Genomic DNA, 14,156 nt, shown 5'->3' on the forward strand with positions numbered 1-14,156 from the left:
GCTGCTTTAAGACCACTGCTTCATCGGTGTCAGCACCGCGACGGAAAAATACGCCTGATCATCGACATATTGCCTGTTCACATCCCATCCCGAACTGCGCGCCAAAGCGGCAAGCATTTGGGGGTCGTACTTGCGCGCAGCACTGACGTGGATCGCTTCTCCGTCGGCAAAGCTGATCACTTCGTTAGCCAAGGTCACGTGCTGGTCACGTTTCGACACCAGGTGCATGTCGATCCGCGCCAACGCTGCATTCCAGGTTGCGCGATAGTCGAAGGTGGAGGGGTCAAAGTCCGCATCCGCTTCCCGGTTCAGGCGGATCAGGATGTTGCCGATAAACTCTGCCGTCACACCCTGCGCGTCGTCATATGCGGCGACCAGTGTTGTGGTCTCCTTGATCATGTCAGCGCCAAGGACAAAGGCCCGGATGTCTGACCAGTCGCGCACGGCAGACAGTAGCGCTTGGGCGCGGGATGGCTCCAGATTTCCAATGGTCGAGCCGGGAAAGAAGGCAACCTTTGGCACCGCTGTCAGCGCAGCTGTGAGCGCAACAGGCGCTGTGAAATCCGCAACGACCGGCACAATGTCGAGCGTGGGGTAGCGATGGCGCAAGTCCTCAGCCGTCTCGAAAAGGAAGTCGCGCGAGATGTCGATGGGGGCATATGTCCCGATATGTCCACCAGCATCCAGAAGCGTCCGTGTCTTGACAGACGCGCCTGACCCAAGCTCCAGCAGCGCGCCGCCCGTGGGCACTGTTGCTGCGAGTGCGTCGGCATTGTCCCGCAGGATGCCCGCCTCGGTCCGTGTGGGATAGTATTCGGGCAGGCGGGTGATCTCTTCAAACAGGGCACTGCCGCGATGATCATAAAGCCACTTGGGGCTCAGCGTCTTTTGCCGGGCGGTCAGGCCAGCCAGCGCATCTGCAACCAGTGCGTCGTTGCGGTCCTGAATTCGGGTTCCACCGTCCATCATGCAACGTCCCGTGCAAGGCGCAGGCCCATCATCTGCCAGCGTTGATGCGGGTAGAAGAACGTGCGGTATGTCGCCCGCATCTGTTCACGCGGTGTCGCGCAGGATCCGCCGCGCAAGACGCGCTGGTTGACCATGAACTTGCCGTTGTATTCGCCCAACGCACCTTCCGGCGGTCTGAAGCCAGGGTAGGGCGCAAAGTCCGACGCCGTCCATTCCCAGACATCCCCCCAGATCCCTGACCCCGGCAAGGGGCGCAGCGCACCGGTGGTGTCCGCATCGCCCATCAGGTTACCTGTGATCGGGATGTCGCGGAATGCAACTTCGTGTTCGGCTTCTGTTGGCAAACGGCACCCGGCCCAGCGGGCAAAGGCATCCGCCTCGTAGTAGCTGACATGGACCACCGGCGCGTCCAGCGCGACGGGTTGCGGTCCGCGCAATGTATAGGTCCACCATTCACTATCCTGCTGCCACCAGTAGAGCGGGTGTTCCCACCCCTCGCGCAGGGCAACGGCGTGCCCTTCCATCAGCCAGTGCCGGGTATCCTCATAGGCACCGTCCTGCATGAAGGCGATCCATTCCCGGTTGGTGACAGGGCGGTCGGCAATCTCGAATGGGTGCAGGTAGGTTTTGTGCCGCGGCCCTTCACAATCGTAGGCAAAGCCGGGGCTATCATGGCCGATGTCTACCAGACCACCCCCGTGGCGGCTAAAGGCCAGCGGCACTTCCTGGGTCACGGGAAGCGGTTCGGGGTCCTTGTAGACCGGCAGCAACGGATTGAAGCTGAGGCCGTGCAGAAGGTCGGTGACCAGCAACTCCTGATGCTGCATTTCGTGATGGCACCCCAGCTCCACAAGCGCCGCAATGTCGTCGCCATCGTCGCGCCCTGCATTCAGCAGATCGGTCAGACTGTTCTCCACATGCTTGCGATAGGACCGCACCGCCTCTCCACCCGGGCGCGAGACAAGCCCACGGCGATCACGCGCGTGTCTGGGCCCGGCTTGCGTGTAGTAGGAGTTGAACAGAAAAGCGAAACGGTCGTCAGGCGAAGTATATTCCGGCAGGCGCGGTTTCAGGATGAACTCCTCGAAAAACCACGTGGTGTGCGCAAGGTGCCACTTGGCGGGCGAGGCATCTTCCATGCTTTGCAGCATTGTGTCCTCGGGGCTGAGCGGTGCAGCCAGCGCGTCGGTGCGTGCGCGGGTGCGCTCGAAAAGATCCATGGCTTGGGGTGGGGCCAGGGGGGCCGTGAGTGCTGACATGGCGGGACGTTCCTGTTGTGGCGGCATCGGTCTTTTGTCGCACCAACAGATGACAGGAATTGGCGGCAGAGCCACCGGGTCACACGCAAACGTGTATTTGGTTAATCTCTTGCGCAACAAGATGCTGAGCATCCGCCGCACATTCGCAACGGCCCGCGTATCAAGGCGCCAAACGAGCTGTCTCGGGACGCGGAGCCTTATACTTTGTTCCGACGGGTCCTAGCGGGTTGGCACGCTGCGTGCTTGATCACCAGACAGGTAGTCTGCGCTCGACCTGCCATCGCCGGGCCGCAAAAGCGATGCACGCTGTCCCTGCATTTCGGGCAGCAGGACGGCCCGTCGGGCGACAAAGCGGCCCGTGTAGGGCCCAAAGTAAACGGCGCGCGTGTTGGCAAAGCCGCCCAGTTGCAGGCGCTGGTCAAAGCTGTGCCCCAGACCGGCCAAGCGGAAACCCGGTGCCGAGGCGACCGGCTCAAGATATCCCTCGACAGACAGTTGCCGTAGCGTGTTGCCGCCTTCGCGGAAGCGCCCAAAGCGCAGGGATGTCACCTGCAGACGACCATGGGTGAATTCACCCCGCGCGACGACAAATTGCCCGGAGATCAGGCTTCTGCCGCGCGGCGGTGCCAGCGGTGTCTGCCCAATGCGCCATCCTTCACCGGCGGAGCCTTCCAGCACACCAGCGACGACATCATCGGTTTCGGCACTCTGCTGCAAGAGGCTGGCGCGGACCGAGCCGTCCTCTTGCCAGATGCCGCCGATGGTCACGCGGTCGCCTGCATGTGCGGCCAATCCCGCAACGCCCTCAACGGGTGTGCTGTTGACGGTAAAGCCTATGCCCTGGCGCAGCAGAACCCCTGTCAGCGGATCGTCAATATCTATCCGCTGCGCCTCGAACCGGCCAAGGCGCGCGCGGGCCAGCATGGTAAGCGTGCGTCCCGGCACCAGCAGGCTCTCGTTGGCACGTCGGTTGGCAGCAAAGACACGGGTTGTCGATGTCACCTCGACCCGCAAACCGTTGATCAGGACACTGCCGCTGCCCGTCATAAGGCCGACAATCCCCGTCCCGCCGATACCGCCCTCGAACGGGTCGTCGCCAAGTTGTGCAGATGGAATGGCCGGGGCACAAGCGCCAAGCGCACCCGCACCCAAGAGCCCAAGCGTGTGCCGTCTGGTCAGTTGTGTCACTGGTCCTAGGCCTTTTCGTCTGTGTCGGCGTCTGCCGCGTCTTCTCGGTAGAAGTAAATGCCCAGCCGGTAGCGTTGTCGAGGGCCCTCTGCATCCTGCGTCTCACGACGCAGCTCGCTGGATTGCCGATTGAGGTCTTCCAGCAACTCTTGCGCCTTGGCCCGCGCCGCCGCCTCGACGGCGTCTACAGCATCTGGCGGCAATTGGTTGTAGAACACGGCCCGCTCGAAAAAGGGGGGCGTATCGGCCAGCAGGTTCTCGGTTGCGGCCGCGAGGTGGTCACCGACATTGGCGGCAAAGAACGCCTCCTTGGCGTGCGTCGACCCTGTTCCAACGACCGCTTCCGTTTTAAGCTTAAGCATCCCGTCCGCCGTCTCGCGCACAAGTTCCGCATGCAGCAACTCGTCCAAAACAGTTCGGGGCCGCACGTCGCGATTGACCGAGCGCACCAGCGTTTCAAAGTCGGGGCTGTCAGTGGCCTGCCGTGGTAACAGTCGGGGCGTGCCGTTGTCGCTGAATTCCGGCGCAGACATCCACTGCCCGACAACGGTTGCCAACAGTGCGCTCTTGCGGCGGCTTTGACCCGTCTCATCAGGCCCTTCGGCCTTGATCGTGCGAATATCCTTGCGGTGTACCCCGGTCAGCAGGGCGATGCGGCTGTCGGTCAAAGGTTTGTCATCAAGCCGAAATGACTCCTCCGCCACCTCGACATAGACCCGTTTCAGCAGCCCGTAGACCACCGGCGCGGTCAGACCGCGCGCAATCATCGTGCGCACCAATGGGCGTAATAACCCCCTGAGAACACGCAGAAATGCATCTGATGCACTGGTTTGCTCGCTTCTTGCCATACATCGAGAATATCGCGCGTGGAATTTTTTTCCACGCAAATCCTTGAAATCTGCGGGGGCTGCGTCATTTCGCCATGTGTGGGAAATATTCCCACATGCAATGACCAGCCCCGCGCCACCATCAGGAGATCAACCATGAAACGCCGTTCCTTTATGAAGATGACCGCCGTCGGCGCGGCCCTTGCCACCCTTGGCGCCTGTGCCGAGATGAACACGCAGCCCGACATCGTCGATACGGCGATTGCCGCAGGCTCGTTCAACACGCTCGTTGCGGCCGTGCAAGCCGCCGACCTTGTCGATACGCTGAAAAGTCCCGGCCCCTTCACCGTCTTCGCCCCGACAGATGAAGCTTTTGCCGCATTGCCCGCAGGCACCGTGGAAAACCTGCTCAAGCCCGAAAACAAGGACCAGTTGGTCAGCATCCTGACCTATCACGTCCTGCCCGGGCAGACGTTGTCCTCTGATCTGGCCGGTCAGCGCCTGAGCGTGGCGACCGTCAACGGCGCCAACGTCCATATCGACGGACGCAACGGTGTGAAGGTCGAGAAATCGAACGTAATCCAGGCAGACATCCTGACCTCAAACGGCGTGATCCACGTGATCGACCGCGTTCTCATTCCCTGATCGCCCCCCAGGTTCTCAGGGTGGATGCCGCGCCTTTTCCGCAAACGGGCGCTGGCATCGCAGGCGGCGGCTTTGGTGTGAAACCGAAGCCGTCGTTTTGCTTTTGCATCCCGCGTCGTGGCGTAGGACGGTGTCCATGAACACAGGACAAAGGGTGCATCATGCGTTTCACGACACGACCGGAACTTTGCGGCACATTTGGCATGGTCGCATCGACCCACTGGATTGCCTCTGCCGTAGGGATGAAGCTGCTCGAAGCGGGCGGCAGCGCCTTTGATGCCGCCGCCGGTATGGGCTTCACCCTGAACGTCGTCGAACCGCATCTGAACGGGCCTTTGGGCGATATGCCCGCCATCATCCGAGTTGCAGGAGAGGATCCAACCGTGGTGTGCGGTCAAGGCATCGCCCCGGCAGGCGCAACCATCGAACACTACCGACAGCAAGGGCTCGACATGGTCCCCGGCGCAGGGCTGCTTGCCACAGTTGTACCCGGCGCGTTCGACGCCTGGATGCTGATGTTGCGCGATCACGGGCGGCTCACCTTGCGGCAGGTGATGGAGCCCGCCATTCACTATGCGCGCCATGGTCACCCACTCTTGCCCCGCGTCGCGGCAACCATCGCCGGACAGGCCGATTTCTTTGCGTCTGAATGGCCGACATCCGCAGCCGTTTGGGCCCCGAATGGCCGCGCCCCACAGCCGGGATCGTTGTTCCGCAATCCGGACCTCGCCGCATTCTGGGATCGCCTGGTAACCGAGGCAGAGGCTGAATCGGGCCGCATCGCCCAGATTGACGCCGCCCGCCGCATCTTTGCCGAAGGGTTTGTGGCAGAGACAATCGACCGATTTGTCGCAAAGGCCGAGCTGATGGATGGCCTCGGCGCCCGCCGCCTTGGCGTGTTGACGGGGCAAGACATGGCCGATTGGCGCGCACGCTATGAGCCGACGGTTTCCGTGTCCCACCACGGCTGGCAGGTGCACAAATGCGGTGCATGGAGCCAGGGGCCGGTGCTGCTGCAATGCCTGCAAATGCTGCGAAACGACCCGCTGGCCGATCTGGACCCGCTTGGTGGCGACTTCGTACATCTGACGACCGAAGCGCTGAAACGCGCCTTCGCTGATCGCGATACATATTACGGGGACCCGCTGCACGCGGATATCCCCTTGAACACGCTGTTGTCTGATGACCACGCGGCGGCACATCGCGCGGACATCTCTGACCTGGCAACTACGGATGACCGTCCGGGCCGTATCCCCGGCTTTGACGCGCAGATCGATGCCTATCACCAACGGATCGCACGCGGTGCGGCAACCACAGCAGGTGTGGGCGGGGGCGAGCCGACCATGGCGCATCTGTCGAACCGCCGTGGCGACACGGTGCATATCGATGTGACGGATCGCTGGGGCAACGTGGTATCGGCCACACCGTCGGGCGGGTGGTTGCAATCGAACCCGGTGGTGCCGGGCCTTGGCGTGCCCCTGAACACGCGCGCGCAGATGTTCTGGTTGGATGAAGGGCTGCCAACCTCCCTCGCCCCGGGCCGCCGCCCGCGTACAACCCTGTCTCCGTCGCTCGCCATACATGAGGATGGCCGTGCGTTCGCCTTCGGCACGCCCGGTGGCGACCAGCAAGACCAATGGCAATTGGCGTTCTTCCTGCGCCACGTGCATCACGGTCTGAATCTGCAGGAAGCCATCGACGCGCCGCTGTTCCATACAGGCCACCTGCAATCGAGCTTCTACCCAAGGGACCTGCGCCGGGCGCATCTCATGGCCGAACCGCACTTTCCGGAAGCCACGTTGGATGCGCTGCGCGACAAGGGCCACGCGGTCGAGGTTGCAGAACCTTGGACCGTCGGGCGGCTCAGCGCGGCGCAACATCAGCCGGGCGGGCTGATGAAAGCGGCTGCCACGCCGCGCTTGATGCAGGCCTATGCCATCGGCAGATGAGGATGCCGCGCCTTCGCGTCCATGTCCTGTTGGTTAGGCCACCTGCCGACCCTGGCTGAACACCTCGCGGGCCACGGCAGTCTCGTTCGTATAGGCAAAGCGCACCAGATCGGCCCGCTGACCGATTTCGACCGTGCCTCGGTCGGTCAAACCCACCGAGCGTGCGGGCGTGCTCGTGACTGTTGCAAGTCCGCGCGCCATGTCGCCCCACATCTCGCCAAGCTGCGCCGCCGACAAGAGCAAGGCGGCAGGCACGTAGTCTGATGACAGGATGTCCAGCAGATCCCGCTCGGCCAGATCCCGCGCCGCGACATTGCCCGAATGCGACCCACCCCGAACGAGGTTGGGCGCGCCCATGATGATGGCGATCTCGTTCGCACGGCAGGCCTCTGCCGCCTCGACCGTGGTCGGGAACTCTGCAACAGCAACGCCATGGTCTGCTGAGACACCAACTTGTTCGGTCGTGGTGTCATCGTGGCTCGCCAGAACGGCCCCCAACCGCCGTGCCTCTTCCACCGCTGCTGCCTCGTGCCGGGCCCCCAGCCGGTCCTGCAGCCCCTGCAACTTCGCCACATGCTGCGCGAACTCGTTTTCGGTCAGGTTGTTCTTGCCCATCACATAGGCCTTCATCTTCTCGATGTCGCGGAACTGGCGCTGACCCGGCGTGTGGTCCATCAGGCTGACGATGCCCACGCGATCATCGGCGGTGAACTCGGCCAACTCCTCCGTCAGGGTTTCCGAACAGATCTCTGCCCGCAGGTGCAAGAAATGGCTGATCTTCAGCAACTCTTGGGCACGCAGCGCTAGCATCTCGGTCGATAGCTCCCGCGCGTACTTTGTGTAGCGCGCGCGCCCCGAGGGGATCGACCCAACGCGCATCGCGTCGAACACGGTGGTGATCCCGGTGCCCGCCAATTCCCGATCATGGGCAAGGATTGCGGGTCCGTGCGGCCAGGGCACATTGGGCCTGGGCGAGATATGGCGTTCAAGGTTGTCAGTGTGCAACTCGATCAGACCGGGGGCAAGGTAGTCGCCCTCACAATCCAGACCGCCCGTTGGCACAGCCGCCCCTGTCCCGATCTCGGCAATCACACCGTCGCGCAGCACCACATGGCCGGTGAACACCTCATCCGGTAGAACAAGCCGGGCGTTGGCGAGGATCGTGTCTTGTGTCATGTGGCTGTCATCTCACAATGGAATTGGGGTGAATATGTTCAAACGCTATGCCGTCTACTACACACCCGAACCCGGAACACCGCTTGCAGACTTCGGTGCCGCATGGCTGGGCTGGGACAGTGCGAATGGGCGTGCGTGCCAGCAGCCCGACATAGCCGGGCTCGACGTGGCGGCCCTGACTGACACACCGCGCAAATACGGCTTTCACGGCACTATCAAGCCGCCCTTCAGGCTGGCGGACGGGCACACAGCCGAAGGCTTGCAAGAGGCACTGGCCGCCTTCTGCACAAGGTCCGCGCCAGTCACCCTTGAAGGGCTGCAGCTTACCCGCCTGGGTCGCTTTCTTGCGCTCGTGCCGCAGGGGGATGCAAGCAGCCTCGCGCAGCTTGCCGCCCGCGCGGTGCAAGAGCTTGACCCGTTTCGCGCCCCGCTGACTGAGGCGGACCTGACCAAACGCAGGGCTGCGCGCCTGACGCCCGCGCAGGACGCGCATCTGGTCCGCTGGGGGTATCCTTATGTGCTCGATCAATTCCGGTTCCACCTCACGCTCAGCGGCAAGCTGGACACTCCCACCATTGAGCGCGCCGAAGCCGCGCTTGCCCTGATGCCGTCGCAACTCGACCTCGCGCCCTACCGGCTGACCGGCCTGACCCTGCTGGGTGAGGATGATGCAGGCATGTTTCACCAGATCCACCGCTACGCCCTCACCGGATAAAGCGCCCCGAGGGCCGCGCGCACGGTGCCTTTTAATTCGCCAGAGTTGTCGATGACCGTTGCCTGCGTCCCATCCGGCAGATCGGTACCGGCGCGCGACAGGCGTTTTGCAATATCATCTGCCGTCTCGCGCCCCCGCGCGCCTAGGCGTTCAGCCAGCGTTTCGGCATCAGCCATCAGCGCAATGACCCGCAATCCCGGAAACCGCGCGCGCGCCTGCCCGAGCACACCGCGCGACAGATTCGCCAGCATGTCCCGACCGCTGCCAAGCGCTGCATCAACCGAAACCGGAATGCCGTAATGTAACCCATGCGCGGCCCACGACAGCGCAAAGGCGCCCTCCCGCGCCATCGCCTGAAAGACCGGAACCGTCACACCGTCAAATACCTCGCCCCCTGCACCAGTGGGCCGCGTGATCACGCGGCGGACCAGGCCCAGACGCGGCTCAGCCTCGGCCATGGCCTCCATCACCGTGTCCTTGCCCACGCCCGAGGGGCCGACAACAGCGATCAGGCGCCCACTCACGCTGCCCGCTCCGGTGTGAAGTGGCTGACATCCACCTCCCGATCGCAGACCTGCGCACGCGCCGCCTCGTCATGGAAGATGCCAGCGATGGACGCTCCCCGCGCCTTGGCCGCTTCGATCAGTTCCAGCACGACGGCCCGGTTCGTGGCATCCAGACTCGCCGTCGGCTCATCCAGCAGAAGCGCCGGATAGTCATGGGCAAAGCCGCGCGCGATGTTCACCCGCTGCTGCTCACCGCCCGAAAAGGTCGTCGGGCTTAGCGACCACAAGCGCTCCGGAATGTTGAGCATCGCCAGCAAGTCCCGCGCCCGCGCCTCGGCCCGCGCGGCATCAACGCCAACGGCACGCAAAGGCTCCGCCACAACTTCCAGTGTCGGCACACGCGGCACCACGCGCAGGAATTGGCTGACATAACCCAGCGTCTCGCGCCGCAACCGCAAGAGGTCCCGCGGCGGGGCCGTTGCCACATCGACATCCCCCACCATGATCCGCCCGGCCTGCGCGGTGTAGTTGCCGTAGATCATGCGCATCAGCGTCGACTTGCCCGCCCCCGACGCCCCAACAAGGGCGACACACTCGCCCGGCGCCACAGCCAGCGCAGCCCTCTGCATCACGGGGATCACCGCACTGCCCTGATTGTGCAGAACAAAGGATTTCGCAACTCCACTGACGTCAATCATGCCCAGATCTTCTTCTGACTAAAAATACGACGGGGTCCGGGGCAGAGCCCCGGGTCTCACACCTGCAACACACTCGACACCAACAACTGAGAATAAGCGTGCTGCGGATCATCCAGCACCTGATCGGTCAGGCCTGTTTCAACCACATGCCCGTCCTTCATCACCATCAACCGATCTGCCAGTAACCGGACGACGGCCAGATCGTGGGTCACGATGATCGCACTCAGTCCCATCTCCCGTACCAACCCGCGCAACAGATCCAGCAGCCGCGCCTGCACCGATACATCGAGCCCGCCGGTCGGCTCATCCATGAACACAAGCCGCGGCCCGGTCACGAGGTTGCGCGCGATCTGCAACCGCTGCTGCATCCCGCCGGAAAACTGCCGGGGCCGGTCGTCAATGCGGTCTTCCGCAATCTCGACCCGGCCCAGCCAGTCAATGGCCTGTCCTCGAATGTCGCCGTAGTGCCGCGCGCCCACGGCCATCAACCGCTCACCCACATTGCCGCCCGCGCTCACATTCATGCGGAGCCCGTCGCGGGCATGCTGGTGGACAAAGGCCCAGTCGGTCCGCCCCAGCATCCGCCGCTCCGGCTCGCTCATGGTGACGGTGTCGCGCATGCCGTCGGCACGGGTGTTGAACATCACCCGGCCCGTGTCGGGGGGCAAATGCCCCGCCAGACAGTTCAGCAAGGTGGACTTGCCCGACCCGCTTTCACCCACGATGCCCATCACCTCACCGGGATAAAGGTCAAAGCTCACATCGGCACAGCCGATCCGCTGCCCGTAGAACTTCGACAGCCCCTCGACCTGCAAAAGCGGGGTCATGGGGCATCTCCGATTGCGGCACTGAAGTCGGTCGGGATGAGCACCATCTCCTCGATCCCCAACACGAAATCCCCATACTGAGCCGAGGTCTCGGCCTTGATCCGCTTCCACTCTTCATCGGCCATGAAGGCTGCCCATTTGTCGCCCATCTCGGCCTCGTCTTCCCACGCCAGCAGATAGACAAAGCGCACGCGCCGCTCACGCTCATCCGTCCACATGGCCTGAATGCGAAACCCATGGTCAGCCATCAGGCGGGCGGCATGATCTCGAAAGCGATCCAGAAACGGGCCCCGGTTTCCCGGCGGGACCTCGTATATGCGCAGCTGGTTGATCATGCTGCGTCCTCCTTGAATGGGGTTCCTTGCGCACCGACATGCCCGGCGGCTCGGCGGGACCGGCAGTAATCGGTGTCGGAACACATGAACATGCGCGTGCCGGCGTCATCCACGATCAGCTCATCCAGATAGCTGTCGGTCGCCCCGCACAGCGCGCAGGCATGCTCGGCCTTCGAAGCTTCGAACGGATAATCGTCAAAGTCGAGGCTCACGACCCGCGTATAGGGTGGCAGCGCATAAATCCGCTGCTCGCGCCCCGCCCCAAAAAGCTGAATGGCCGCCATGCTCAGCTTCGGATTGTCGAATTTCGGAATGGGCGAGGGATCCATCACATAACGCCCCTCGACCTCCACCGGATAAGCATAGGAGGTGGCAATCGCCCCATGCGCGCTGATGTCCTCATAAAGCTTCACATGCATAAGCCCGTATTCCTCAAGCGCATGCATTTTGCGGGTCTCCACCTCCGACGGTTCAAGAAAGCGCAAAGGCTCCGGAATCGGCACCTGGTAGACGAGGATCTGGTCGTCCGTCAGCGGTTCTTCGGGAATGCGGTGGCGGGTCTGGATGACCGTGGCATCGCCGGTCGCCTCGGTCGTCTCCACCCCCGCCGTGCGCTCGAAAAAGCGGCGGATGGAGACGGCATTGGTCGTGTCATCCGCCCCTTGATCAATCACCTTGAACACGTCGCCTGCGGTCATCACAGCCGCCGACACCTGCACCCCACCCGTGCCCCAACCATAGGGCATCGGCATCTCGCGGCTCGCAAAGGGAACCTGATAGCCGGGAATGGCGAGCCCCTTCAGGATCGCGCGCCGGATCATCCGCTTGGTCTGTTCGTCCAGATAGGCAAAGTTATAGTCCGTCATCGCACAACGCTCCTTAGGTCTGTCGGCCCTGCGTCGCGATGATCGCCTGCCAAGGCGTGAAGAGCACTCATTCCGCCGCCTCCTTGTGCGCCCGTCGCCCCATCGCCTCGCGGCGTAGCTTGCGGATCAGCTCCAGCTCGGACTGGAAATCGACGTAATGCGGCAGCTTGATGTGCTCCAGAAACCCCGTCGCCTGGATGTTGTCCGCATGATACAGCACGAACTCCTCGTCCTGCGCCGGTGCGCCCACATTGTCCTCGCCCAACTCCTTCCACCGCAGCGCCCGGTCGACCAGCGCCATGGAAATCGCCTTGCGCTCTGACATGCCGAACACCAGCCCGTAGCCGCGCGTAAACTGCGGCGGCTCGGTCTTCGACCCCTGAAACTGGTTCACCGTCTCGCATTCGGTCAGCTCGACCTCGCCCACCTCAATGGCAAACCCAAGCTCGGGAATGTCCATCTCGACCGCGCAGGCACCGATGCGCAACTCGGCCACAAAGGCGTGGTTGCGGGCGTATCCGCGCTGGGTCGAGTATGCCATCCCAAGGATAAACCCCTCATCCCCCCGCGTCAGCGATTGCAAACGCAGCGGGCGCTCGGCGGGCAATTCCAACGGCTCGCGGGTCAGGTCCGGCGGCGTCTCCGCCCCCTCCGGTTCCGGCTGGATCAGGTCCTCGCGGTCGAGGAATGACATGATGTGCGGCTTGCTCTCCGGCGTCTCCGCCCGCTCAGGCGCGCTGGGCGCCTCTCCGTCCGCGGCCAGTTTGAAATCCAAAAGCCGGTGCGTGTAGTCAAAGGTCGGGCCCAGAACCTGCCCACCCGGCGCGTCCTTGAACGTGGCCGACACGCGGCGGTCGCAGGCCATCTCCTCGGTATCAACCGGTTCCGATCCACCAAACCGGGGCAGGGTGGTACGGTAGGCCCGGATCAGAAAAATCGCCTCGATCAGATCCCCGCGCGCCTGCTTGATGGCCAGCGCGGCAAGGTCCGGATCGTAAAGCGACCCCTCGGCCATCACCCGGTTCACGGCCAGCTTCAACTGCCCCTTGATCTGATCCACCGACAGCTCGGCCACATCCTCCGGCCCGCGCCGTTCTTCGGCCAGCCAGGCATGGGCGGCGTCAATCGCCTTCTCACCGCCTTTTACCGCGACATACATCAGATCACCTTCGTGCTGCGGGGCAGGGCGGCCATCTGCGCTCCGCACGTGAACATGAAATCCAGCCCCAACGGGAACAGCGCCGCATTGCGCTGGAATACGGCCAAATCCGGCAGGTTGAGCACCGCGCGCTCCTTGATCCCCGGCCCGGTCAGCGTCGCACCCTCTGCCCGCAACTCCGACATCTCGACAATCACGGTGGCAGAGCGGTCCGGGTACTCCGGCGTCCCGGTCTGCAGCACAGACAGGTCAATGTCGCCCCAGCCCCCGACTACGAAATCAGCCGCCTCTGCCGCGACAAGCGGCGCGCCGGTCTGAAACGTGATCCAGTCGCGCACGCCTTTCGTGTCCCAAGCCCCGGCAAGATGCACACCCGTGTCTGGGTCACAAAGGGTCAGCAAAGCAGTGCCCGCCGCAACCGACAGTGGCGCTGGGGCCACGGCCCCCGCCACCTCGCAAATCGAACCGGGCCGGGCCATGGCCTGCATGATACCGCGAAAGGCCACGGCGCTTTGCTGTGGCGGGTCCGTAAACCCGCCGGACAGGCTTGCGTGATCCATCAATCCTCTCCCCGCACCATGGTAAAGAAATCAACCTTGGTTGCCGCTGCCTTGGCCGCGCGTGTCGTGCGCCGCGCCTCAGCGGCCTCGCGCAAGGGCGCGATGATTGCCACCTCGACCGCAGGCGCGTCGACCGTCTGCATCAGCGCATCCGTCAGCGCCGCCTGTATCGCGTGATCCTTGCCGCGCCCTTGCACATACCCATGCCCAACCTCGCCCGAACCCAAGCGCACCGAACACCGCGTCACCGTCATCTCACCCAGATTGAACGGCGCACCCACGGCCCCTGCACGCCCACGTACCATGACGGCACCAATCTCCGGCGCGCGCAGCAATTCGTGGTCCGGCGCATATCCCGCCTTGGCCCACAGCGCAGCGACATCCGCCGCTTGTGCTTTGGCCAGCACCGACAGCCACGCTTTGCGGGCTGCATTCGGGTCGCCTGATCCGTCCATCTATACACCTTGCGAAGTTGTC

17 protein-coding genes are annotated in these 14,156 nt (G+C 63.5%); 3 read left to right on the forward strand and 14 right to left on the reverse strand.

The window, feature by feature from the left end; translation table 11 throughout:
• Positions 1–6: 6 nt before the first annotated feature.
• The 5 genes from egtD to RA29_RS23290 form a co-directional block, all read right to left on the reverse strand.
• Positions 7–969, reverse strand: a complete 963-nt coding sequence (egtD, locus tag RA29_RS16575) for an L-histidine N(alpha)-methyltransferase (protein ID WP_193743560.1) — start codon at positions 967–969, stop codon at positions 7–9.
• Positions 966–2,255 (reverse strand): ergothioneine biosynthesis protein EgtB, encoded by a 1,290-nt coding sequence (gene egtB / locus RA29_RS16580; RefSeq protein WP_039688063.1) that lies wholly within the window; start codon positions 2,253–2,255, stop codon positions 966–968. The genes egtD and egtB overlap by 4 nt, the downstream gene beginning before the upstream one ends.
• Positions 2,256–2,447: 192 nt before the next feature.
• Entirely contained in the window at positions 2,448–3,416 is a 969-nt protein-coding gene (locus tag RA29_RS16585) for a hypothetical protein (protein ID WP_152613050.1), read from the reverse strand.
• A gap of 5 nt (positions 3,417–3,421) precedes the next feature.
• Entirely contained in the window at positions 3,422–4,183 is a 762-nt protein-coding gene (locus RA29_RS16590) for a DUF6502 family protein (RefSeq protein ID WP_241462633.1), read from the reverse strand.
• Positions 4,180–4,401: a hypothetical protein gene (locus RA29_RS23290; RefSeq protein ID WP_193743568.1), complete on the reverse strand. Its 222-nt coding sequence runs from the start codon at positions 4,399–4,401 to the stop codon at positions 4,180–4,182. The genes RA29_RS16590 and RA29_RS23290 overlap by 4 nt, the downstream gene beginning before the upstream one ends.
• Between RA29_RS23290 and RA29_RS16595 the strand changes: the two genes are divergently transcribed.
• A complete protein-coding gene (locus RA29_RS16595; RefSeq protein WP_039688067.1) occupies positions 4,400–4,888 on the forward strand; it encodes a fasciclin domain-containing protein in 489 nt (162 codons plus the stop codon). The two genes, RA29_RS23290 and RA29_RS16595, sit on opposite strands and share 2 nt — an antisense overlap.
• 161 nt (positions 4,889–5,049) lie before the next feature.
• A complete protein-coding gene (locus RA29_RS16600; RefSeq protein ID WP_039688069.1) occupies positions 5,050–6,837 on the forward strand; it encodes a gamma-glutamyltransferase family protein in 1,788 nt (595 codons plus the stop codon).
• Positions 6,838–6,870: 33 nt separating this feature from the next.
• On the opposite strand, the gene RA29_RS16605 is transcribed toward RA29_RS16600, so the two are convergent.
• Positions 6,871–8,013, reverse strand: a complete 1,143-nt coding sequence (locus RA29_RS16605) for an alpha-D-ribose 1-methylphosphonate 5-triphosphate diphosphatase (RefSeq protein ID WP_039688071.1) — start codon at positions 8,011–8,013, stop codon at positions 6,871–6,873.
• Positions 8,014–8,047: 34 nt separating this feature from the next.
• Here RA29_RS16605 and RA29_RS16610 point away from each other — a divergent pair, with 34 nt between their 5' ends.
• Complete coding sequence (locus RA29_RS16610) at positions 8,048–8,728, forward strand: DUF1045 domain-containing protein (RefSeq protein ID WP_039688073.1); 681 nt, start codon at positions 8,048–8,050, stop codon at positions 8,726–8,728.
• On the opposite strand, the gene phnN is transcribed toward RA29_RS16610, so the two are convergent.
• The 8 genes from phnN to phnG all read right to left on the reverse strand — a co-directional run bounded on the left by phnN (position 8,710) and on the right by phnG (position 14,134).
• Positions 8,710–9,252: a phosphonate metabolism protein/1,5-bisphosphokinase (PRPP-forming) PhnN gene (phnN, locus tag RA29_RS16615; RefSeq protein WP_039688074.1), complete on the reverse strand. Its 543-nt coding sequence runs from the start codon at positions 9,250–9,252 to the stop codon at positions 8,710–8,712. The genes RA29_RS16610 and phnN overlap by 19 nt on opposite strands.
• Positions 9,249–9,932, reverse strand: a complete 684-nt coding sequence (gene phnL, locus RA29_RS16620) for a phosphonate C-P lyase system protein PhnL (protein ID WP_039688076.1) — start codon at positions 9,930–9,932, stop codon at positions 9,249–9,251. The genes phnN and phnL overlap by 4 nt, the downstream gene beginning before the upstream one ends.
• A 56-nt stretch (positions 9,933–9,988) precedes the next feature.
• Entirely contained in the window at positions 9,989–10,759 is a 771-nt protein-coding gene (gene phnK / locus RA29_RS16625; protein ID WP_039688078.1) for a phosphonate C-P lyase system protein PhnK, read from the reverse strand.
• Positions 10,756–11,094: an NIPSNAP family protein gene (locus RA29_RS16630; RefSeq protein WP_039688080.1), complete on the reverse strand. Its 339-nt coding sequence runs from the start codon at positions 11,092–11,094 to the stop codon at positions 10,756–10,758. Before RA29_RS16630 ends, phnK begins: the two co-directional genes overlap by 4 nt.
• A complete protein-coding gene (locus tag RA29_RS16635; RefSeq protein WP_039688082.1) occupies positions 11,091–11,960 on the reverse strand; it encodes an alpha-D-ribose 1-methylphosphonate 5-phosphate C-P-lyase PhnJ in 870 nt (289 codons plus the stop codon). The genes RA29_RS16630 and RA29_RS16635 overlap by 4 nt, the downstream gene beginning before the upstream one ends.
• Positions 11,961–12,027: 67 nt before the next feature.
• A complete protein-coding gene (locus RA29_RS16640) occupies positions 12,028–13,119 on the reverse strand; it encodes a carbon-phosphorus lyase complex subunit PhnI (protein WP_039688084.1) in 1,092 nt (363 codons plus the stop codon).
• A complete protein-coding gene (phnH, locus tag RA29_RS16645) occupies positions 13,119–13,679 on the reverse strand; it encodes a phosphonate C-P lyase system protein PhnH (protein WP_039688086.1) in 561 nt (186 codons plus the stop codon). The genes RA29_RS16640 and phnH overlap by 1 nt, the downstream gene beginning before the upstream one ends.
• Positions 13,679–14,134 (reverse strand): phosphonate C-P lyase system protein PhnG, encoded by a 456-nt coding sequence (gene phnG, locus RA29_RS16650; RefSeq protein WP_039688088.1) that lies wholly within the window; start codon positions 14,132–14,134, stop codon positions 13,679–13,681. The genes phnH and phnG overlap by 1 nt, the downstream gene beginning before the upstream one ends.
• Between the last annotated feature and the right edge of the window lie 22 nt (positions 14,135–14,156).

It is taken from the genome of Tateyamaria sp. ANG-S1, from assembly GCF_000814025.1.
GTDB lineage: Bacteria > Pseudomonadota > Alphaproteobacteria > Rhodobacterales > Rhodobacteraceae > Tateyamaria.